17 protein-coding genes are annotated in these 18,939 nt (G+C 74.1%); 10 read left to right on the top strand and 7 right to left on the bottom strand.

What is annotated here, in order from left to right:
- Positions 1–30 precede the first annotated feature (30 nt).
- The 3 genes from ilvN (at position 31) to serA (ending at position 3,705) form a co-directional block, all read left to right on the top strand.
- Complete coding sequence (gene ilvN / locus GA0070606_RS09540; RefSeq protein ID WP_091096900.1) at positions 31–546, top strand: acetolactate synthase small subunit; 516 nt, start codon at positions 31–33, stop codon at positions 544–546.
- A 92-nt stretch (positions 547–638) separates the two neighbouring features.
- The gene (ilvC, locus tag GA0070606_RS09535) at positions 639–1,652 is read left to right on the top strand and encodes a ketol-acid reductoisomerase (RefSeq protein ID WP_091096898.1); all 1,014 of its coding nucleotides are present in this window, start codon (positions 639–641) and stop codon (positions 1,650–1,652) included.
- A gap of 454 nt (positions 1,653–2,106) precedes the next feature.
- Positions 2,107–3,705 (top strand): phosphoglycerate dehydrogenase, encoded by a 1,599-nt coding sequence (gene serA / locus GA0070606_RS09530; protein WP_091096896.1) that lies wholly within the window; start codon positions 2,107–2,109, stop codon positions 3,703–3,705.
- Positions 3,706–3,768: 63 nt separating this feature from the next.
- On the opposite strand, the gene GA0070606_RS09525 is transcribed toward serA, so the two are convergent.
- Positions 3,769–4,125, bottom strand: coding sequence for a hypothetical protein (locus tag GA0070606_RS09525; RefSeq protein ID WP_176737279.1), 357 nt, complete (start codon positions 4,123–4,125; stop codon positions 3,769–3,771).
- Between the two features lie 530 nt (positions 4,126–4,655).
- A complete protein-coding gene (locus tag GA0070606_RS09520) occupies positions 4,656–5,501 on the bottom strand; it encodes an FAD:protein FMN transferase (protein WP_091096892.1) in 846 nt (281 codons plus the stop codon).
- Positions 5,502–5,724: 223 nt separating this feature from the next.
- Here GA0070606_RS09520 and GA0070606_RS09515 point away from each other — a divergent pair, with 223 nt between their 5' ends.
- Positions 5,725–6,756 (top strand): 3-isopropylmalate dehydrogenase, encoded by a 1,032-nt coding sequence (locus GA0070606_RS09515; protein WP_091096890.1) that lies wholly within the window; start codon positions 5,725–5,727, stop codon positions 6,754–6,756.
- Positions 6,757–6,984: 228 nt separating this feature from the next.
- Complete coding sequence (locus GA0070606_RS09510) at positions 6,985–8,082, top strand: branched-chain amino acid aminotransferase (protein WP_091096887.1); 1,098 nt, start codon at positions 6,985–6,987, stop codon at positions 8,080–8,082.
- Positions 8,083–8,251: 169 nt separating this feature from the next.
- Here the strand turns inward: GA0070606_RS09510 and GA0070606_RS09505 are convergent, their stop codons facing one another.
- The 4 genes from GA0070606_RS09505 to GA0070606_RS09490 all read right to left on the bottom strand — a co-directional run bounded on the left by GA0070606_RS09505 (position 8,252) and on the right by GA0070606_RS09490 (position 10,919).
- The gene (locus tag GA0070606_RS09505) at positions 8,252–8,986 is read right to left on the bottom strand and encodes a tyrosine-protein phosphatase (RefSeq protein WP_245724628.1); all 735 of its coding nucleotides are present in this window, start codon (positions 8,984–8,986) and stop codon (positions 8,252–8,254) included.
- Positions 8,987–9,173: 187 nt separating this feature from the next.
- On the bottom strand, positions 9,174–9,632 hold the full coding sequence (locus GA0070606_RS09500) for a PRC-barrel domain-containing protein (RefSeq protein ID WP_091096883.1): 459 nt from the start codon (positions 9,630–9,632) through the stop codon (positions 9,174–9,176).
- 193 nt (positions 9,633–9,825) lie between these two features.
- Positions 9,826–10,356, bottom strand: a complete 531-nt coding sequence (gene ahpD / locus GA0070606_RS09495; RefSeq protein ID WP_091096881.1) for an alkylhydroperoxidase, AhpD family — start codon at positions 10,354–10,356, stop codon at positions 9,826–9,828.
- 2 nt (positions 10,357–10,358) lie between these two features.
- Positions 10,359–10,919 (bottom strand): peroxiredoxin, encoded by a 561-nt coding sequence (locus tag GA0070606_RS09490; protein WP_091096879.1) that lies wholly within the window; start codon positions 10,917–10,919, stop codon positions 10,359–10,361.
- Between the two features lie 337 nt (positions 10,920–11,256).
- On the opposite strand from GA0070606_RS09490, the gene cimA reads away from it, so the two are divergent.
- Complete coding sequence (cimA, locus tag GA0070606_RS09485) at positions 11,257–12,837, top strand: citramalate synthase (RefSeq protein ID WP_091096877.1); 1,581 nt, start codon at positions 11,257–11,259, stop codon at positions 12,835–12,837.
- 216 nt (positions 12,838–13,053) lie between these two features.
- On the opposite strand, the gene GA0070606_RS09480 is transcribed toward cimA, so the two are convergent.
- Positions 13,054–14,052 carry an endonuclease/exonuclease/phosphatase family protein gene (locus GA0070606_RS09480; RefSeq protein ID WP_425413037.1) on the bottom strand — a complete coding sequence of 333 codons (999 nt, stop codon included), beginning with the start codon at positions 14,050–14,052 and terminating at the stop codon, positions 13,054–13,056.
- Between the two features lie 360 nt (positions 14,053–14,412).
- Here GA0070606_RS09480 and GA0070606_RS09475 point away from each other — a divergent pair, with 360 nt between their 5' ends.
- The 4 genes from GA0070606_RS09475 to GA0070606_RS09460 all read left to right on the top strand — a co-directional run bounded on the left by GA0070606_RS09475 (position 14,413) and on the right by GA0070606_RS09460 (position 18,923).
- The gene (locus GA0070606_RS09475; protein WP_091096873.1) at positions 14,413–14,940 is read left to right on the top strand and encodes a hypothetical protein; all 528 of its coding nucleotides are present in this window, start codon (positions 14,413–14,415) and stop codon (positions 14,938–14,940) included.
- 961 nt (positions 14,941–15,901) lie between these two features.
- A complete protein-coding gene (locus GA0070606_RS09470; protein ID WP_091096871.1) occupies positions 15,902–16,951 on the top strand; it encodes an AAA family ATPase in 1,050 nt (349 codons plus the stop codon).
- The gene (locus GA0070606_RS09465) at positions 16,948–17,967 is read left to right on the top strand and encodes a DUF58 domain-containing protein (protein WP_091096870.1); all 1,020 of its coding nucleotides are present in this window, start codon (positions 16,948–16,950) and stop codon (positions 17,965–17,967) included. Before GA0070606_RS09470 ends, GA0070606_RS09465 begins: the two co-directional genes overlap by 4 nt.
- Positions 17,964–18,923 (top strand): VWA domain-containing protein, encoded by a 960-nt coding sequence (locus tag GA0070606_RS09460; RefSeq protein ID WP_091096869.1) that lies wholly within the window; start codon positions 17,964–17,966, stop codon positions 18,921–18,923. The genes GA0070606_RS09465 and GA0070606_RS09460 overlap by 4 nt, the downstream gene beginning before the upstream one ends.
- Positions 18,924–18,939: the final 16 nt, after the last annotated feature.

Raw genomic sequence — 18,939 nt, 5'->3', positions numbered from 1 at the left:
CCACGAGGGCATGACGAGGAAGGCACTCCCATGACGATGCACACCCTGTCCGTGCTGGTGGAGAACAAGCCGGGCGTCCTGGCCCGGGTCTCCGGGCTGTTCTCCCGGCGCGGCTTCAACATCGACAGCCTCGCCGTCGGCGAGACCGAGAACCCGGACGTCTCCCGGATCACGATCGTGGTCAACGCGGAGTCGTCCCCGCTGGAGCAGGTGACGAAGCAGCTCAACAAGCTGGTCAACGTGCTCAAGATCGTCGAGCTGGACCCGCAGGTCTCGGTCGCCCGGGAACTGCTTCTGGTCAAGGTGCGCGCCGACCGCGCGGCCCGGGCCCAGGTCCTGGAGACGGTCGGTCTGTTCCGGGCCCGGGTGGTCGACGTGGCCCCGGACACGCTGACCATCGAGGCCACCGGCACTCCGGACAAGCTCGACGCGCTGCTGCGCGACCTCGAACCCTTCGGAATCAAGGAGATGGTCCAGTCCGGGCTGGTGGCGATCGGGCGCGGCTCGCGTTCCATCACCGCCGGTCCCGCTCTCCGGGCCGCCTGAACCCCGACGACGCCGGCGCCGCCGCGCCGCGGAGAACCGACACCGCACAGATCCACGACGGGCCGCCCGGACCGCCGTACGAAAGGGAAATCATGAGCGTTGAGGTGTACTACGACGACGACGCCGACCTGGGCCTCATCCAGGGCCGCAAGGTGGCGGTGGTCGGCTACGGCAGCCAGGGCCACGCCCACGCGCTGTCGCTGCGCGACTCCGGCGTCGACGTGGTGATCGGTCTGCCGGAGGGCTCCAAGAGCCGGGCGAAGGCGGAGGAGCAGGGCCTGCGGGTGGTGACGCCGGCGGAGGCGGCGGCCGAGGCCGACGTCATCATGATCCTGGCGCCGGACACCGCCCAGCGCCGCCTCTACGCCGAGTCGATCGCGCCGAACCTGGCCCCGGGCAAGGCGCTCTTCTTCGGCCACGGCTTCAACATCCGCTACGGCCTGATCAAGCCGCCCGCCGAGGTCGACGTGGCGATGGTCGCCCCGAAGGGCCCCGGTCACCTGGTCCGCCGCCAGTACGCCGACGGCAAGGGCGTGCCCTGCCTGGTCGCCGTCGAGCAGGACGCCAGCGGCAACGCGCTCGCCCTGGCCCTGTCGTACGCCAAGGGCATCGGCGGCACCCGGGCCGGCGCGATCCGGACGACCTTCACCGAGGAGACGGAGACCGACCTCTTCGGCGAGCAGGCGGTGCTCTGCGGCGGCGCGGCGGCGCTCGTGCAGACCGGCTTCGAGGTGCTCACCGAGGCGGGCTACGCCCCGGAGGTGGCGTACTTCGAGTGCCTGCACGAGCTGAAGCTGATCGTCGACCTCATGTACGAGGGCGGCATCGCCAAGATGCGCTACAGCATCTCGGACACGGCCGAGTACGGCGACCTCTCCCGTGGGCCGCGCGTAATCGACGCCCGGGTCAAGGAGGAGATGCGCAAGATCCTGGGCGAGATCCGGTCCGGCGAGTTCGCCCGGGAGTGGGTGGCCGAGGACGAGGCGGGCCGGCCGAACTTCAGCAAGTGGCAGGCCGAGGGCGCGGCGCACCCGATCGAGGAGACCGGCCGGAAGCTGCGCGGCATGATGAGCTGGGTCGATCGCCCGATCACCGAGACCGCCTGACCGCACACCGGCGGCCCGGGCCCGGCGCTCTCCCCGGCGCCCGGCCCGGGCCGCCTCCCATCGGCCACCGCCGTGCGCCACCGCCGCGCGCCACCGCCGTGCGCCACCGCCGTGCGCCACCGCCGTGCGCCACCGCCGTGCGCCACCGCCGCGCGGCGGGGCGACCACGCTGATCAGCGCGCCGGACGCCGCCCTGATCCGCCGCCCTGATCCGCCGCTCGCCCGCCCCGCGCGGGATCCGCGGCGCGTCCCGCCGCGATCCGCCGTTCACCGGCGCGTCGACACCGGTTGTGAGGGCACTCACCCCACGCTCCGGGACACGCCGACCGGGCCGCCCCCTACGATCGCGGGTAGGTGCGTAGCCGGCACCTGACGGCCATGGCACGGATCAGCGCGGGGCGCAGCGCGGCGTCCCGCAGCCCGGCCCACCGCTCTGACGACACCTAGAGGACCAATGACTCCTGTCGTACTGATCGCCGAAGAACTCGCCCCCGCCGCCATCGAGGTGCTGGCCCACGACTTCGACGTGCGCCACGTCGACGGCACCGACCGTCCGGCCCTGCTCTCGGCGCTCTCCGAGGCCGACGCCGTCATCGTGCGCAGCGCCACCCAGATCGACGCCGAGGCGATCGCCGCCGCGCCGCGGCTGAAGGTCGTCGCCCGGGCGGGCGTGGGCCTGGACAACGTCGAGGTGCCGGCCGCCACCGCGCGGGGCGTCATGGTCGTCAACGCCCCCACCTCCAACATCGTGTCCGCCGCCGAGCAGGCCCTCGCGCTGCTGCTCGCCGTGGCCCGGAACACCGCCAGCGCCAGCGCCGCGCTGAAGGCGGGGGAGTGGAAGCGGTCGAAGTACACCGGCGTGGAGATCCAGGGCAAGACCGTGGGCGTGGTCGGCCTCGGCCGCATCGGCGTGCTCTTCGCGCAGCGGATCGCCGCCTTCGGCACCCGGCTGATCGCGTACGACCCCTACATCCAGCCGGCCCGCGCGGCCCAGCTCGGCGTCCGCCTGGTCGGCCTGGAGGAGCTGCTGCGCGAGAGCGACTTCATCTCGATCCACCTGCCGAAGACCCCGGAGACCGTCGGCCTGATCGGTGAGAAGGAGCTGGCCGTCGTCAAGCCGGGCGTCCGGATCGTCAACGCCGCCCGGGGCGGGCTGGTCGACGAGCAGGCCCTGGCCGACGCGATCGCCGAGGGCCGGGTCGCCGGCGCGGGCGTGGACGTCTACGCCAAGGAGCCGTGCACCTCCTCGCCGCTGTTCGCCTTCGACAACGTGGTGGCCACCCCGCACCTGGGCGCCTCCACCGCCGAGGCGCAGGACAAGGCCGGCCTGGCCGTAGCCAAGAGCGTCAAGCTGGCGCTCCAGGGCGAGTTCGTGCCGGACGCGGTGAACGTGCAGGCCGGCGGGGTCGTCGCCGAGGACGTGCGGCCGCTGCTGCCGCTGGCCGAGAAGCTCGGCCGGGCCTTCACCGCCGTCGCGGGCGGGGTCGCCGCCAGCGTCACCGTCGAGGTGCGCGGTGAGATCGTCAACCACGACGTGTCGGTGCTCAAGCTCGCCGCCACCAAGGGGCTGTTCAGCTCCGTGGTCGAGGAGCAGGTCACCTACGTCAACGCCCCGCACCTGGCTGCCGAGCGCGGCGTCGAGGTCACCCTCGCCACCCAGGCCGAGACGGTCGACCACCCCAACCTGGTCACTGTCCGCGGCGCGCTGCCCGACGGTCGTACGGTCAGCGTCTCGGGCACGGTGACGCAGGCGGGGGCGCGGGACGTCATCAAGCTGACCGAGGTGGACGGCTTCGACGTGGAGATCGGCGCGGAGGGCATCCTCGTCTTCCTGCGTTACGCCGACCGCCCCGGCGTCGTGGGCACCGTCGGCACGCTGCTCGGCGAGGCCGGGATCAACATCGCGGCGATGCAGGTGGCCCGCCGGGAGGCCGGCGGCGAGACGCTGATGACCCTCACGGTCGACCAGGCGCTCGGCGCGGACCTGCTCACCTCCGCCGCGGACTCGATCGGCGCGGTGGCGGCCAGCGCCGCCGACCTGCGCGACGAGTGACCTGAGCGCACGACAGCGGGGGCCCGGCGATCCGCCGGGCCCCTTCGTCGTACGCGGGTGGCGTCAGCCGGTCAGCCGGGCCGGCGGCGGGTAGACCGAGCCGTCCTGGGCGTCGAAGAGCATGAGGTCGTGCTCGCCGGCCAACCGCTCGATGTCGAGCAGCACCTCGTCCGCGCAGGTCGGGTGCAGGTTCAACTCGACGTGGTCGCTCGCCGCGTGCAGCGGCGCCACCGCCCACGGGGTGTCCCGCCCGGCCGGGCGGTCCGGGTACCTGGTGGTGATCGCCCGGTAGAACGCCACGACCCGCGGGTCCGGGTGGCGCTCGACGTGCTGCCCCTGCCGGCAACGGCCCACTGCCGCCCGCACGTCCTCGGGTGTCGCCCCGTCCGCCAGGGCCCACACGCTCAGATCGAAACTCACGGCGGACAGCGTGCCATCCGCCGCTCTCACTGTCGAAATCGCCCCGCCGACCGGCGCGATCGACGCCGCGAGAGTCCGCTGTGGAGACCCTTGCGTCGAGTTGCGTCGATTCGCTAGCGTACCGGTGCGGTCACTGGCCGAGCTCGCGGCGTGGGCCCGTCTTCGGGTGGCGAGGTCGACGTCCGGCCGACCGGCCCGCACCCCTCGATTGCGCGAGCCACGCGCACTCGTCGCTGACCGGCCCCCACGGTCGTTGCCGAGACCGTGGGGGCCGATCGCCTTCCCCGCTGCCCGTCGCCTCCCGCGCGTGCCCGTCGTCGCCGACGTCGGGGTGTGGGGCGGGCCGACCAGCCGGCCCATGCCCGTCGCCTCCCGCGTGTGCCCGCCGTCGCCGACGGCCGGGGTGGGGCGGGCCGACCAGCCCGCCCATGCCCGTCGCCTCCCGCGTGTGCCCGCCGTCGCCGACGGCCGGGGTGGGGCGGGCCGACCAGCCCGGCCCACGAGCGGCTGACCCGCTGCCGGGGCCAGCCTCAGCGGCGGTGGGCGAAGAGCGCGCGGTAGTCCGACCCGTTGCGGAACCAGGCCAGCCCGGCCGGCCCGGCGGCGTAGAGCGCGGTGGCGTAGGCGTCGGCGACGGCGAGGTCGGGGCCGACGACCGTCGCGGCGACCAGTTGGTCGGCCGGCTCGCCCGTGTGCGGGTCGACCACGTGCCCCCGCCGGCCGCTCACCCCCGAGGTGCCGACCGCGCCCGCCGTCATCTCCAGCACCAGCGGCGCGCGGTGCCGGTCCGTCGGGTGGTGCACCGCCACCCGCCACGGGCCGCCGTGCGCCGCGTGCCCGCGTACGACCAGGTCGGCACCGCTGAGCACGGCGTAGTCGTGGATGCCGGCGGCGCGCAGCCGGGCGGCGGCCCGCTCCACCGCCCACCCGCCGAGCAGGCCGCCCGGGTCGAAGCCGCCGGGCACCGCCCAGGCGTCGAACCAGCCGTCGGTGGCCGCCCGCATCGCCGCGCATCGGTCGACGAGGTCGGCCAGCGGCGGGTACGACTCGGGGCTGATCTCGCCCCGGCGCAGCCGGGAGACGAGGCTCTCCGGCCGGGTGGGGCCGTAGGTGAGGTCGATGGCCCGCAGCTCCGCGACCGCGTCCCGCAGGGCCTCCCCGACGCCCCGGCGGCCCAGCCACTCGGGGGCGTTGAGCAGCAGCGAGTATTCCGCCGTCGTGGTCCGGACGGTGTGCTGCACGGCGATCCGGTCGCCGGTGGCGGCGCCGAGCCGGTCGACCCGGTGGCTGCGGGAGCCGAGGCGCAGGTCCGGCCGGCGCGGCTGGAAGGCCGACTGGTCCACCCAGCGGGTGCGTGGCTGCTGGTCGATCCGCATGATGACAGTGCTCCCTCGCTGCCGGCGCCGCGTCGTCGCGGTACCGTCGCGGGCCCCCGTGACCCGACTCGTCACCACGCTAGGCAGCGGAGATGACCTGACCATGAATGTCACCTGAGAGCTCCCTGTGCATCCGCATTTCCCGCATTCTGGAAGCTTCGTACCGGGACGCGGGACGGCGGCGTACGGTCGGACCAAACGGCGAGTCGAAGGAGCGCAGGACGTGGCACGGATCGCGGTGGTGGCCGGGGACGGGATCGGACCCGAGGTGGTCGCGCAGGCCCGCAAGGTCATCGACGCCGTGCTCCCCGGCGTGGAGGCCACCGAGTACGACCTCGGCGCGGCCCGCTGGCACCGCACCGGCGAGGTGCTGCCCGACTCGGTGCTGGCCGAGCTGGCCGGGCACGACGCCATCCTGCTCGGCGCCGTCGGCGACCCGACCGTGCCGCCGGGCGTGCTGGAGCGGGGTCTGCTGCTGAAGCTTCGGTTCGCCTTCGACCAGTACGTCAACCTGCGCCCGTCGCGGCTCTGGCCCGGCGTCGCAGGGCCGCTGGCCACCGTCAAGCCGGGCGAGGTCGACCTCGTGGTGGTCCGCGAGGGCACCGAGGGCCTCTACGCCGGCGCCGGCGGCGCGCTGCACCGGGGCACCCCCGCCGAGGTCGCCACCGAGGAGAGCCTGAACACCCGGCACGGCGTGGAGCGGGTGATCCGCGACGCCTTCGCCCGCGCCGCCCGCCGGGAGCGGCGCAAGGTCACCCTCGTGCACAAGACCAACGTGCTCACCCACGCCGGCTCGCTCTGGGCGCGCGCGTTCGAGGCCGTCGCCGCCGAGCACCCCGACGTGACCACGGAATACCAGCACGTCGACGCCGCCGCGATGTTCCTCGTGACCCAGCCCCAGCGCTACGACGTGGTGGTCACCGACAACCTGTTCGGCGACATCCTCACCGACATCGCCGCCGCCGTCACCGGCGGGATCGGGCTGGCGGCCAGCGGCAGCATCAACCCCGAGGGGGCGTACCCCTCGATGTTCGAGCCGGTGCACGGCTCCGCGCCGGACATCGCCGGGCGCGGCGTGGCCGACCCGGTGGCGGCCGTGCTCTCCGCCGCGCTGCTGCTCGACCAGCTCGGCCACGCCGACGCCGCCGCCCGGGTCACCGCCGCGGTCGGCGCGGAGCTGGCCGCCCGGAGCGCGGGCGTACCGCTGCGCACCGAGGAGGTCGGCGACCGGCTGGCCGCGCTCGCCGCTTCCTGACCCCGGCCGTCCCGCCCGGGCCGCCGGTCTCCGTCCACCGCGTCGCCCCGTCCGGTCGCCGGTCTGCGCCCGCCGCGCCCCACCACGCGCCGGCGGGGCGTCCGTGCGGCGGCGCGGCAGCGCCCGGACGGCGCTACCGGCTGAACGACCGTTCGGGGTAAGTTTCTCGCACCACATTTCTCGGCATGCGGACCCGTGTGCCGTTCGTTCCGCAGGGAGGTCAGCGCGATGAGCGGTGGTGACAAGCTCGACTTCGAGATCCGTCCGAATCCCGCGCCGGTATCCGTCGCCGACCGGGCCGCCCTGCTGGCCAACCCCGGGTTCGGCCGGGTCTTCACCGACCACATGGTCACCATCCGCTACGCCGACGGCAAGGGCTGGTACGACGCCCGGGTCGAGGCCCGCGCGCCCATCCCGATGGACCCGGCCGCCGCGGTGCTGCACTACGCGCAGGAGATCTTCGAGGGCCTGAAGGCGTACCGGACGGCCGACGGCGGGGTCACCATGTTCCGCCCGGAGGCCAACGCCGCCCGCTTCGCCGCCTCCGCCCGGCGCATGGCGATGCCGCCGCTGCCCGAGGAGGCGTTCGTCGACTCGCTGCGCCGGCTCGTCGAGATCGACCGGGACTGGATCCCCGCGGGCGAGGACGGCAGCCTCTACCTGCGTCCGTTCATGTTCGCCAGCGAGGTGTTCCTCGGCGTCCGGCCGGCCAACGAATACCTCTACGTGGTGATCGCCTCGCCCGTCGGCGCGTACTTCCCGGGCGGGGTCAAGCCGGTCACCGTCTGGGTCACGCCGGACTACACCCGGGCCGCCCCGGGCGGCACCGGCGCGGCGAAGTGCGGCGGCAACTACGCCAGCTCGCTGGTGGCCCAGGCCGAGGCGATCGAGCACGGCTGCGACCAGGTGGTCTTCCTGGACGCGGTGGAGCGGCGCTTCGTCGACGAGCTGGGCGGCATGAACGTGTTCTTCGTCTACGACGACGGCACCGTGGTCACCCCGCCGCTGACCGGCACGATCCTGCCCGGCATCACCCGGGAGTCGGTGCTCACCCTGGCCGCCGGCGCGGGGCACCGGATCGAGGAGCGGCCGGTGAGCTTCGCCGACTGGCAGGCCGACGCGGCGAGCGGGCGGCTCCGGGAGGTGTTCGCCTGCGGCACCGCCGCCGTGATCACCCCGATCGGGGAGGTGCGCTTCCCCGACGGCGGCTTCCTGATCGGCGGCGGCGAGCCCGGCCGGGTCACCATGGCCCTGCGGCAGCAGCTCGTCGACCTCCAGCGGGGCGGCGCCGCCGACCCGCACGGCTGGGTCCGTCGCATCCTCTGACCCGCGCCCCCGCACCACTGCCCGCCCCCGCGCCCTCCCCGGCCGCGGGGGCGGCCCCACCTGACGCCCGTCACCACCCCGCGCTACCTACCCCACGACCGCCTCGCCCTCCCGCGCCGCCCCGCCTCACCGCCCCGCCCAGGGTGGGGCGGTGCCGGGTGGGGCGGGGTCAGGTCAGGAGGTGGGTGCGGAGGGCGGCTAGTTGGGCCTCGGTGACGCCGGCGTGGCGGAGGTAGCCCTCGACGGAGCCATGGGCTACCCGCAGCTCGGCGAGGAAGAGCGTCATGGCCTCGGCGGGGCAGGTCAGCGGCGGGAGGCTCTGCCCCGTCCGCTGGGTGTAGGCCGCGTACCAGGCGTGGAACCGCTCGCCGGCCGCCGTGCTCAGCGCGTAGTCGGCGGCGATGTCGTCGTCTGCGACGCCGAGGGCCGCGAGGGTGAGCCCGCAGACGAGGCCAGTCCGGTCCTTGCCGACGACGCAGTGCACCACCACGGGAGCGTTGGCGGCCTCGGCGATCAGCCCGACGGCCCTCGCCAGCCCGGCGGTGCCGGTCGCGGCGAGGTCGGCGTACCGGTCGGCGAGGTAGCGGGCCTGGTCGCTGCCCGGCCGGTAGGGGGTCTCGCCCCACTCCGCGTGCTCGGGGTGGACGTGGTGCCAGGTCAGGCCGTCGAAGTGGGGGACCCGGCCGTCACGCTCCACCTCGTGCGGGCGGCGCAGGTCGATGACCGTGCGTACGCCGAGGGCGGCGAACGCCTCGCGGTCGGCGCCGTCGAGGCGGTGCAGGGAGTCGGAGCGGTAGAGCCGGCCAGGGCGGACGGCCCGCCCGTCGTGGCCGACGTGGCCGCCGACGTCGCGGAAGTTGAAGAGGGTGGCGAACGGACTGCGGTTGACCTCGGCGGTGTCCACGCTGACACGGTAACGGCCTCCCACGGGACGCGGGAGACCGTCGTCCGCCGGTGACCACCGCGCGGTGCCGGGCGAGCTGCCGGTGACCATCGGGCGGTGCCGGGGGCGAACCGCCGGTGACCACCGCGCGGTGCCGGGGCGAACCGCCGGCGATCACCGGGCGGTGCCGAGGGCGAGCTGCCGGTGACTACCGGGCGGTGCCGGGCGGGATTGCCGAGTACGTCTCGCCGTAGTAGCCGCCGAGCCGGTCCCGGTAGGTGGGGTCGGTGTCGGCGGTCTCGTCGTACTCCGGGGCGGCCTTGATCTGGTCCTTGCTCCGGTCGACGTGGACCTTGCGCTCGTCGTGGTCGACGTGGTTGACGGTGCCGGCCGGGATCATGACTCGGCGGCCGAAGACCCACGGACCGGTATCCACCACCAGGTAGCTGTCGTTGACCTCGTGGCTCGCACTGTCGATCTTGCCGATGCTGCCGTCGGTGGCCTCGACCTTGTAGCCGACCAGGTCGGCGTCGGCCACCCTCGCGGTGTCGCGGTAGCGCCACGGGTCGAAGGAGCCGGCGGGCGCGCCGCCGGCGAACTCGCCCCGGCCGCCGTCGCGCACCGGATCCGGGCTGCCGTGCGTGCTGTGCGGGTCGAGCCTGTCCATCTGACAACTCCTGCCCCGACTGTCGCCAGTCGTCTCGCCGGATCGTGTCCTCGTCCTGGGAGGAGCTACCCGGGCGGTCGCCACCGGAAACGGCGGGACCCCGGAGCCGGGGAGACGGCGCTGACGCGGTGGCCGCCGGAGACGGCGGTGGGCCGGCGCCGTCGTGCGGCGCCGGCCCACCGGGGCGTACGCGTCAGGCGAGCGCGGCCTGGGCGTCGAGGGTGACCGCGGCGGCGTGCACGACGGCGGCGATGCGCAGCCCCTCGTGCACCTGCTCGCGGCTGAAGCCCGCGCCGCGCAGGGTCTTCTCGTGCGACTCCAGGCACACCCCGCAGCCGGTGATCGCCGAGACGGCCAGGCACCAGAGCTCGAAGTCGGCCTTCTCCACGCCCGGCTTGGCGATGATCTGCATCCGCAGCCGTGCCGGGATCGACTGGTACTGCTCGTCGCCGATCAGGTGCTTGGCCCGGTAGTAGACGTTGTTCATCGCCATGATGGCGGCGGCGCCCTTGGCGGCCTCGACCGCCTCCGGCCCGAGGTGGGTGGCCGCCTCGTCGGCGATCTCCCGCAGCACGACCGGGTTGCGCGCCGCGACGGCGCAGGCCAGGGCGGTGCCCCACGCCTGCTCCGGCTTCAGCGTCGAGGTGCCGATCGTGGAGCCGAGGTTGAGCTTGATGTCCTTGGCGTACTCGGGCAGAGCCGCCTTGATCGCGTCCAGACCCATGGTCAGGCCCCGGCGCCGGCGAGGAGCTTGGTCGCGTCCAGGGTCTCGCCGCCCTTGTTCCAGTTGCACGGGCACAGCTCGTCGGTCTGCAGGGCGTCGAGCACGCGCAGCACCTCGGAGACGTTGCGGCCGACCGAGCCGGCGGTCACCATGACGAACTGGATCTCGTTGTTCGGGTCGACGATGAAGGTCGCCCGCTGGGCCACGCCGTCCTCGCCCAGCACGCCGCAGGCGGCGGTCAGCTCGCGCTTGACGTCGCTCAGCATCGGGAAGGGCAGCTCGCGCAGGTCCGGGTGGTCCTTGCGCCACGCGTAGTGGACGAACTCGTTGTCCACCGACACGCCGAGGACCTGGGCGTCCCGGTCGGCGAACTCCTCGTTCAGCCGGCCGAACTCGGCGATCTCGGTCGGGCAGACGAAGGTGAAGTCCTTCGGCCAGAAGAAGACGACCCGCCACTTGCCCTCGTGGGACTTGTGGTTGATGGTCTCGAACGCCTTGTCGGCGTCCAGCGACACGCAGGCGGTGAGTTCGTACTCGGGGAAGCGGTCACCGACAGTGAGCACAGGTCCTCCTTGGCAGCGGCACGAAGGCCGGTATCTGGATCAGTTCCAGATACTTCCTCAGCGTTGTTTCCGCCTGGTGGCGGCCGGGTGACTTGTGAAGTGGATCACCGATGTCGGTTTCCGCAGTGGCCGTACCTTCAGGGCGGCCCCGCGACGGTGCGTCACCGTCCCGCCATGTGGATTTTGCCTCCCAAAACCGCGCCCGGGTGGCAGAGTGGCGATCGTGAACAGCACCCACCTGATTATTCGGACCTAGCGCGCCGGCCTCCCCTCCGCCGAGCGCGCAGACCTCCCGCATCCGCGGGGGGTCTTTTTGTTGCTCTCGAAAGGATCCCCGATGACCTTCCAGGTGTACGACACGACGCTGCGCGACGGCGCCCAGCGCGAGGGGCTCAGCTATTCGGTGGTCGACAAGCTCGCGGTGGCGCGGCTGCTCGATGAGTTCGGCGTCGGCTTCATCGAGGGCGGCTGGCCGGGCGCGGTGCCGAAGGACACCGAGTTCTTCCGCCGGGCGCGCACGGAACTGGACCTGAGGCACGCGCTGCTGGTCGCGTTCGGGGCCACCCGGCGGGCGGGGGTGCCGGTCGCCGACGACCCGCAGGTCCGTGGCCTGCTCGACGCGCAGACCCCGGCGGTAGCCCTGGTCGCCAAGGCCGACCTGCGGCACGTCGAGCGGGCGCTGCGCACCACGGCCGGGGAGAACCTGGCGATGGTCCACGACACCGTGGCGCACCTGGTGGCCGAGGGCCGGCGGGTCTTCGTCGACGGGGAGCACTTCTTCGACGGCTACCGGCACGACCCGGCGTACACGGCGGCGGTGGTGGAGACGGCGCTCGCCGCCGGCGCCGAGCGGGTGGTGCTCTGCGACACCAACGGCGGCATGCTGCCCTCCCAGGTGACGGCCGCGATCGCCGACCTGACCGCGCGCCTGGGCGTCGCCCCGGAACTGCTCGGCATCCACTGCCAGAACGACACGGCCTGCGCCGTGGCGAACACCGTCGCCGCCGTCGAGGCGGGAGTGCGGCACTTCCAGGGCACCGCGAACGGCTACGGCGAGCGACCCGGCAACGCCGACATCTTCGCCGTGGTCGCCAACCTCCAACTCAAGCTCGGGCTGCCCGTCCTACCGGACGGCTGCCTGGGGCAGATGGTGCGGGTCTCCCACGCCATCGCCGAGATCGCCAACATCGCCCCCGACACCCACCAGGCCTACGTCGGGGCCGCGGCCTTCGCCCACAAGGCGGGGCTGCACGCGAGCGCGATCAAAGTGGATCCGCTGCTCTACAACCACGTGGACCCACAGGTGGTGGGCAACGACATGCGGATCCTCGTCACCGAGATGGCCGGCCGGGCCAGCGTCGAGCTCAAGAGCCGCGAGCTCGGCCTGGACCTGGCCGGCCATCCGGAGGCGCTGTCCCGGGTCACCGGGCGCGTCAAGGAGCTGGAGGCCGGCGGCTGGTCGTTCGAGGCCGCCGACGCCTCGTTCGAGCTGCTCGTCCGCTCCGAGTTGGACACCGCGCCGGCGAAGCCGTTCGCGCTGGAGTCCTACCGGGTCCTGGTCGAGCACCGCGAGGACGGCGCGGTGGTCTCCGAGGCGACCGTCAAGATCCGCGTACGCGGCGAGCGGGTCATCGCCACGGCCGAGGGGAACGGTCCGGTCAACGCCCTGGACGAGGCGCTGCGCGCCGGCCTCGCCCGGCACTACCCGGAGCTGGGCGACTTCGAGCTGGCCGACTTCAAGGTGCGGATCCTGGAGGGCAGCAGCGGAACCGGCGCGGTGACCCGGGTGCTGCTGGAGACCACCGACCGCACCGGCCGCGACTGGACGACGGTCGGCGTGCACCCCAACGTGGTCGAGGCGAGCTGGCACGCCCTCGTCGACTCGCTCACCTACGGCCTCGACCGCGCCCGCGTCTGAGCGCGGGGCGTGCGCGTCGGCCGTGCCGGTGTCCGGGCGCGGGGCGTTCGCCGTCGGCCGTGCCCGCGTCCGGGCGCGGGGGTGTGCGTCGGCCGTGCCGGTGTCCGGGCGCGGGGCGTTCGCCGTCGGCCGTGCCCGCGTCCGGGCGCGGGGCGTTCGCGTCGGCCGTGCCCGCGTCCGGGCGCGGTTGACCGCGTCGGCCGTGCCCGGGGCGGGTCAGCCGGCCGGGAGGCGCAGTTCGGCCAGGACGGCGCGGTGGTCGCTGCCCGGCACGCGGTGCACGGCCACCGCCCGCACCGCGATCCGCCGGTCGACGAGCACGTGGTCGATGGTCACCGGCGGGATCGGGTCGCCGTCGTAGGGGCCCCAGGTGCCGGTGAGGCCCGCGCCGACCTCGGCGGCGGCGTCGACGTAGCCGGTGGCCAGCAGGGCGCGCAGCGGGGCATGGTCGAGGGTGGCGTTGAAGTCGCCGGCCAGGATCCGCAGCCCTCCGTCCGGCGTCGCGGGCGGCTGCGCCGCCAGGTCGGTGCGCCAGTGGCCGACCTGGTCCACCGCGTAGGGGGCCGCCGGGTGCGCCGACTCGACCCGCACCGGCGGCGCTCCGGGCACCGCCACGGTGCCGTACGCCTGGTCGAAGCCCCATCCGCCCCGGTTGCGCCGGACGCCGACCTCGCCGACCGGGAAGCGGGCGTAGAGCCCGGAGCCCACGGTGCCGGCCTGCGGGTTGAGGTGCCGGTGGGGGAGCAGCCGGCCGAGGCCGAGCCGGTCCAGCTCGGCCGCCGCCCGCGGCGTGAACTCCTGCACGGTGAGCACGTCGACCCGGTGCCGCTCGACCAGGCCGACCAGCGCCCGCGCGTCGGCGGCCCCGGCGAGCAGGTTGGCGGTCAGCAGCCGCACCGTCGGCCCGTCGGCCGGCGGCTGCCCGGCGGGCAGGGCCCGGGGCGCGACCACGGCCACCAGCACCGCCGTGACCACCGCCGCGACCACCGCGGGCCACCGGCGCCGCAGGGCGAGCGCGAGCAGCAGCGGCAGCAGGCTCCCGGCGGCGACGTACGGCGTGAACGCCAGCAGTTGCACCAGCGGTCCCCGGTCGAGGCCGGCCAGCCGCACGACCGCCCAGGCGACGCCGGGCGCGACGGCCGCCCAGCAGAGCAGGGTGCCCGAGGTCCGGGCCTGGTCCGTCGCCGGCCGTGCCGCCGCGTCGGTGATCACCACCGGAGGGTATCGCGGCACCGCCGCGCGGCGCCGCCCGCCGCTGCGCCGGGGAGTCATCTGCGAATGGCGGAACGTTCGCATTTCACAAACCGCTGGCATCGGTTTTGCCGAGTGATCGACTATTGACGCCTGGCTTTTTCCGGTGCTACGTTCCAGTGGGTTGAGACGTCGAAACTCTGAGTAGTAATACCTGCTCAGAGTCGGTGGAAAACGTTGAGTCGACAACATTCATGGTGCGGCCTGAAGCGCGGGCTTCCGGCGGTTGTCGGTCAATTCCCCGACCCGAGAATTGGAAATCAGCCGTCCCGCCGTCGGGTGGGACCGGTCGAATCCGTACGGTCAAAAAAAGGGAGACCTGTCATGACCAAAATCTTCCGACGCAAGGCGGCGGCGGTGGCCTTCACCGCCCTGGCGCTCGCCCTGGCCGGAGGCGGCATCGCCGTCGCCCAGCCCGCGGCCCAGGCGCCCGCCGAGGTCGCCCAGCCGGCCGTCCGCGCGCCCGGCTCCGGCAGCCAGCCGGCGGTGACCCCCGCCGAGGCCCGCAAGGCCAAGGCCGCGCTGGCGCAGGGCCCGTCCGCGCTGGCGACCGCGCCGGGCACCGTGGCCTCCGCCGTCGTCACCAGCGGCGGCACCCTGCTCCGTGGCTCGCCCGAGGCGGTCTCCGCCACCCGGTACGGGCCCGGGCAGTACCAGGTCCTGTTCAACTACAACGTCTCGCAGGAGACGTTCGTCGCGACCATCGGCACCACCGACCCGTACAACGTGCCGCCGGGTGGCGAGATCTCGGTGGCGCCGCGGCTCGATACGCCGAACGCAGTCTTCATCCAGACCCGCAGCTCGTCCGGCACCCCGGCCGACCGGCCGTTCCACCTGGTCGTCGCCAACTGACGCCCGACCCGACGACGCCGGCCCCCACCGTCCGTGGGGGTCGGCGCCAGCCGTGGCACCACGACGACCAGAGTCAACCCGGGCAACGTCCCCACCGCGGCCGAGGAGGCCCCAGAACTGTGACCCCAGCCTGGGCGGGGGCCGCCGTACGGGGACCGGGACGTCTGCTCCAGTTCGTCCTCACCCACCTGTGCGGCGAGCCCCAGGCCCACCACGACCCCGACCGTCGTACCGACGGTCTGCCCGACGGCCGACCCGGCCGCCGGCCCGATGGTCGGCCCGACCGCCGGCTCGCCGGTCAGCCCGACCGTCGCGCCGACCAGGAGCGAGCTGCCCGTCACCGGCGCCTCGGGCCCAGGCAGCCTGCTTCCGATCACCGCGCTCGGGCTTCGCCGGAACAGCACCCGCGAGATCCTGGTAGGAAATGGCCCCTGGAGGGGCACCTGCCTGCCGAGACCTCGGACGCTCACCGGTCCCTCCGAGGTCACCGCTCGGTGGGCGACGTCATCGGGTGATGCGCCGCCCCGTACCTGGAGCGGCTCGGCAGCGCGCGCGACGTCCACTCCGCGCAGAGGCGAATCGTTTGCGACATCAGTTCCACAGCGTCCCGAGCCGTCCACCCCCGTGTACGGGTGCATCATCGCGGCACCAGCTCGGACAGCGCCCGCGGCGTCCACCCCGTGTGGGTGAGTCGTTTGCGACATCAGCTCCACAGCGACCCGGAACGTCCGCCCCCGCGCAGGGGTGAATCGTGTGCGGCATCAGATCGCCAGCGACCGCAGCAGCATCCACCCCCGCACAGCGGTGGATCGCCGCCCGGCGCGGCGGGACGCCCGACGGTCGTCGTCCGCCGTCTCGTCCCCGCCGTCTCGGTAGGGTCGTCCCGGTTCGGGCGGGTAAGGGCCGCCTCGCCGCTGATAATCCGACGTTTGTCCGAGGGCCGCCACGGGAAGCAAGCACCGTGACGGACATCTCGGACACCCTGGCCAGCCTGCCCAGCCCGGCCGATCCCGACGCGAGTTCGGCCGAGCTGGAACAGACCCTCTTCGAGGTCAAACGCGTGATCGTCGGGCAGGATCGGCTCGTCGAGCGCCTGCTCACCGCCCTCGTCGCCGACGGGCACTGCCTCCTGGAGGGCGTGCCCGGAGTGGCCAAGACGCTCGCCGCGCAGACCCTCGCCACCGTGGTCGGCGGCACCTTCTCCCGGATCCAGTTCACCCCCGACCTCGTGCCGTCCGACATCGTCGGCACCCGGATCTACCGGGCGTCGAAGGAGACCTTCGACATCGAGCTCGGCCCGATCATGGCCAACCTGGTGCTCGCCGACGAGATCAACCGGGCACCCGCGAAGGTGCAGTCCGCGCTGCTGGAGGCGATGGCGGAGCGACAGGTCTCCATCGGCGGGCGCAGCTACCGGGTGCCCGAGCCGTTCCTGGTGCTGGCCACCCAGAACCCGATCGAGTCCGAGGGCGTGTACCAGCTGCCGGAGGCGCAGCGCGACCGGTTCCTGATGAAGATCGTCGTCGACTACCCGAGCGACGCCGACGAACTCGCCATCCTCTACCGGATGAGCGCCGACCGGCCCACCGCCCGCCAGGTGCTCGACCCGCAGCGCCTGCGCGAACTCCAGGCCCGCGCCACCCACGTCTTCGTGCACCACGCCATCGCCGAGTACGTGGTCCGGCTCATCCTCGCCACCCGCGACCCGGGCCGGTTCGGCCTGCCCGAGGTCGCCCCGCTGCTCGCGTACGGGGCGAGCCCTCGGGCCACCCTCGGCCTGGTCGCCGCCGCCCGGGCCCAGGCGCTGCTGCGCGGTCGCGAGTACGTGCTGCCCGAGGACGTCCGCGAGCTGGCCGTGGACGTGCTGGCCCACCGGCTGGTGCTCTCCTTCGACGCGGTCGCCGACGGGGTCTCCGCCGAGTCGGTGGTGCGCCGGCTGGTCGACGCGGTGCCGCCACCCCGGGTCGCCACCGGCCACCCCGCGCACGCGACCGACCTGGCGGCGGCATGATCCGGCGCGGGGCCGCCGCGCCGGCGCGCGTTCCGGCGGACCCGGGGCTGGCCGACCTCGCCCCGGACCGGCGGCTGCGCCGGCTGGAACTGACCGTCACCCGCCGGCTCGACGGCCTGCTGCACGGGCAGCACCGGGGGCTGCTGCCCGGCCCGGGCAGCGAGCCGGCCGGCAGCCGGGAGTACCGCCCGGGGGAGGACGAGGTACGCCGCATGGACTGGGCGGTGACCGCGCGGACCACCGTCCCGCACGTCCGCGAGGTCGACGCCGACCGGGAGCTGACCACCTGGCTGCTGGTCGACGCGAGCCCCAGCATGGAGTACGGCACCGCCGAGCTGGACAAGCGCGAACTGGCCGTGGCCGCCGTGGCCGCGGTCGGCTTCCTCACCGCCGGGGCCGGCAACCGGCTCGGCGCGCAGGTGCTCGGCCCGACCCGGTTGCGCCGCTTCCCGCCGCGCAGCGGGCGTACCCACCTGCTCGGGCTGCTCCGGACCCTGCTGACCGCGCCGCGCACCGGCGGCCACGACGAGCGGAACCCGCCGCCCGACGGCCCCGACCTCACCGACGGGCTGGCCGCCGTGCACCGGGTGGCGTCGCGCCGCGGCCTCGTGGTGGTGGTCTCGGACTTCCTCGACGGCCTGCCCGACGATCCCCGGCACGCGCCGCCCTGGGAGGCGCCGCTGCGCCGCCTCGCCGTACGGCATCAGGTGCTGGCCGTGGAGGTCACCGACCCGCGTGAGCTGGAGCTGCCGGACGTCGGCCTGATCACCCTGGCCGACCCGGAGACCGGCCGGCGGCGGGAGGTCTGGACCGGCGACCCACGGCTGCGCGAGCGGTACGCGGTCGCCGCCGCCGCCCAGCGCGACCAGGTACGCCAGGCGCTGCGTCGCAGCGGGGCGGCCCACCTGCCGCTGCGCACCGACCGGGACTGGGGCGCCGACATCGTGCGTCACGTGCACGCCCAGCGGCGCCTCGCCGCGGCTCCGGCCCGCGCCTCCCGGGGAGGTGCGGCGTGATCTGGCAGTCGCCGGTGCGGCTGTGGCTGCTGCTCGGGGTGCTCGCCCTGGCCGTCGGCTACCTGCTGATGCAGAGCCGCCGCAGCCGCTACGCCGTGCGCTTCACCAACCTGCGGCTGCTCGACCGGGTCGCGCCGCAGCGGCCGACCTGGCGTCGGCACCTGCCGGCCGGACTGTTCCTCGCCATGCTGGCGCTGCTCGTGGTCGGCTTCGCCCGGCCCACGGCGGAGGTGCGGGTGCCGCGGGAGCGGGCGACGGTGATGGTCGCCGTGGACGTCTCCACCTCGATGCTGGCCGGCGACGTGGAGCCGGACCGGCTCAGCGCCGCCAAGGAGTCCGCCCGGAGCTTCGTCGACGGCCTGCCCGACGAGTTCAACGTCGGCCTGGTCGCCTTCGCCGGCAGCGCGGCGGTGCTGGTGCCGCCCAGCACCGACCGGGAGGCGCTGCACGAGGGGATCGAGCGGCTGGTCGAGGGCGCCACCGGCGTGCAGGGCACCGCCATCGGGGAGGCCATCAGCACCTCGCTCGGCGCCGTCAAGGGCTTCGACAGCGAGGCGGCGAAGGATCCGCCGCCGGCCCGGATCATCCTGCTCTCCGACGGCGCGAACACCTCCGGCATGGATCCGATGGAGGCCGCCGCCGACGCGGTGACCATGAAGGTGCCGGTGCACACCATCTCGTTCGGCACTCCCGGCGGCACCGTCGACCGGGGCGGCCGGCCGATCCAGGTGCCCGTGGACGGGCAGACCCTGCGCGCGGTCGCCGAGGAGACCGGGGGCGGGTTCCACGAGGCCAGCACCAGCGACGAGCTGCGTGCGGTCTACGACGACATCGGCACCTCGGTGGGCTACCGCACCGAACGGCAGGACGTCTCGGCCCGCTTCATCGGGCTGGGACTGGTGTTCGCCCTGGGCGCCGCGGCCGGCTCGATGCGCTGGTTCTCCCGGCTGCCCTGACCCCGTACGGCCACCG

This window comes from Micromonospora citrea, from assembly GCF_900090315.1.
In the GTDB taxonomy this organism is placed as follows: Bacteria; Actinomycetota; Actinomycetes; order Mycobacteriales; family Micromonosporaceae; genus Micromonospora; species Micromonospora citrea.
Note: the sequence above shows the minus strand (reverse complement) of the source record. Positions and strands in the feature narration are given on the sequence as shown.

Excerpts from the sequence above, each read along its gene's own strand:
- ilvN (WP_091096900.1), top strand. The coding sequence starts at position 31 with ATGACGATGCACACCCTGTCCGTGCTGGTGGAGAACAAGCCGGGCGTC.
- ilvC (WP_091096898.1), top strand. The coding sequence starts at position 639 with ATGAGCGTTGAGGTGTACTACGACGACGACGCCGACCTGGGCCTCATC.
- serA (WP_091096896.1), top strand. The coding sequence starts at position 2,107 with ATGACTCCTGTCGTACTGATCGCCGAAGAACTCGCCCCCGCCGCCATC.
- GA0070606_RS09520 (WP_091096892.1), bottom strand. The coding sequence starts at position 5,501 with ATGCGGATCGACCAGCAGCCACGCACCCGCTGGGTGGACCAGTCGGCC.
- GA0070606_RS09510 (WP_091096887.1), top strand. The coding sequence starts at position 6,985 with ATGAGCGGTGGTGACAAGCTCGACTTCGAGATCCGTCCGAATCCCGCG.
- GA0070606_RS09500 (WP_091096883.1), bottom strand. The coding sequence starts at position 9,632 with ATGGACAGGCTCGACCCGCACAGCACGCACGGCAGCCCGGATCCGGTG.
- ahpD (WP_091096881.1), bottom strand. The coding sequence starts at position 10,356 with ATGGGTCTGGACGCGATCAAGGCGGCTCTGCCCGAGTACGCCAAGGAC.
- cimA (WP_091096877.1), top strand. The coding sequence starts at position 11,257 with ATGACCTTCCAGGTGTACGACACGACGCTGCGCGACGGCGCCCAGCGC.
- GA0070606_RS09475 (WP_091096873.1), top strand. The coding sequence starts at position 14,413 with ATGACCAAAATCTTCCGACGCAAGGCGGCGGCGGTGGCCTTCACCGCC.
- GA0070606_RS09465 (WP_091096870.1), top strand. The coding sequence starts at position 16,948 with ATGATCCGGCGCGGGGCCGCCGCGCCGGCGCGCGTTCCGGCGGACCCG.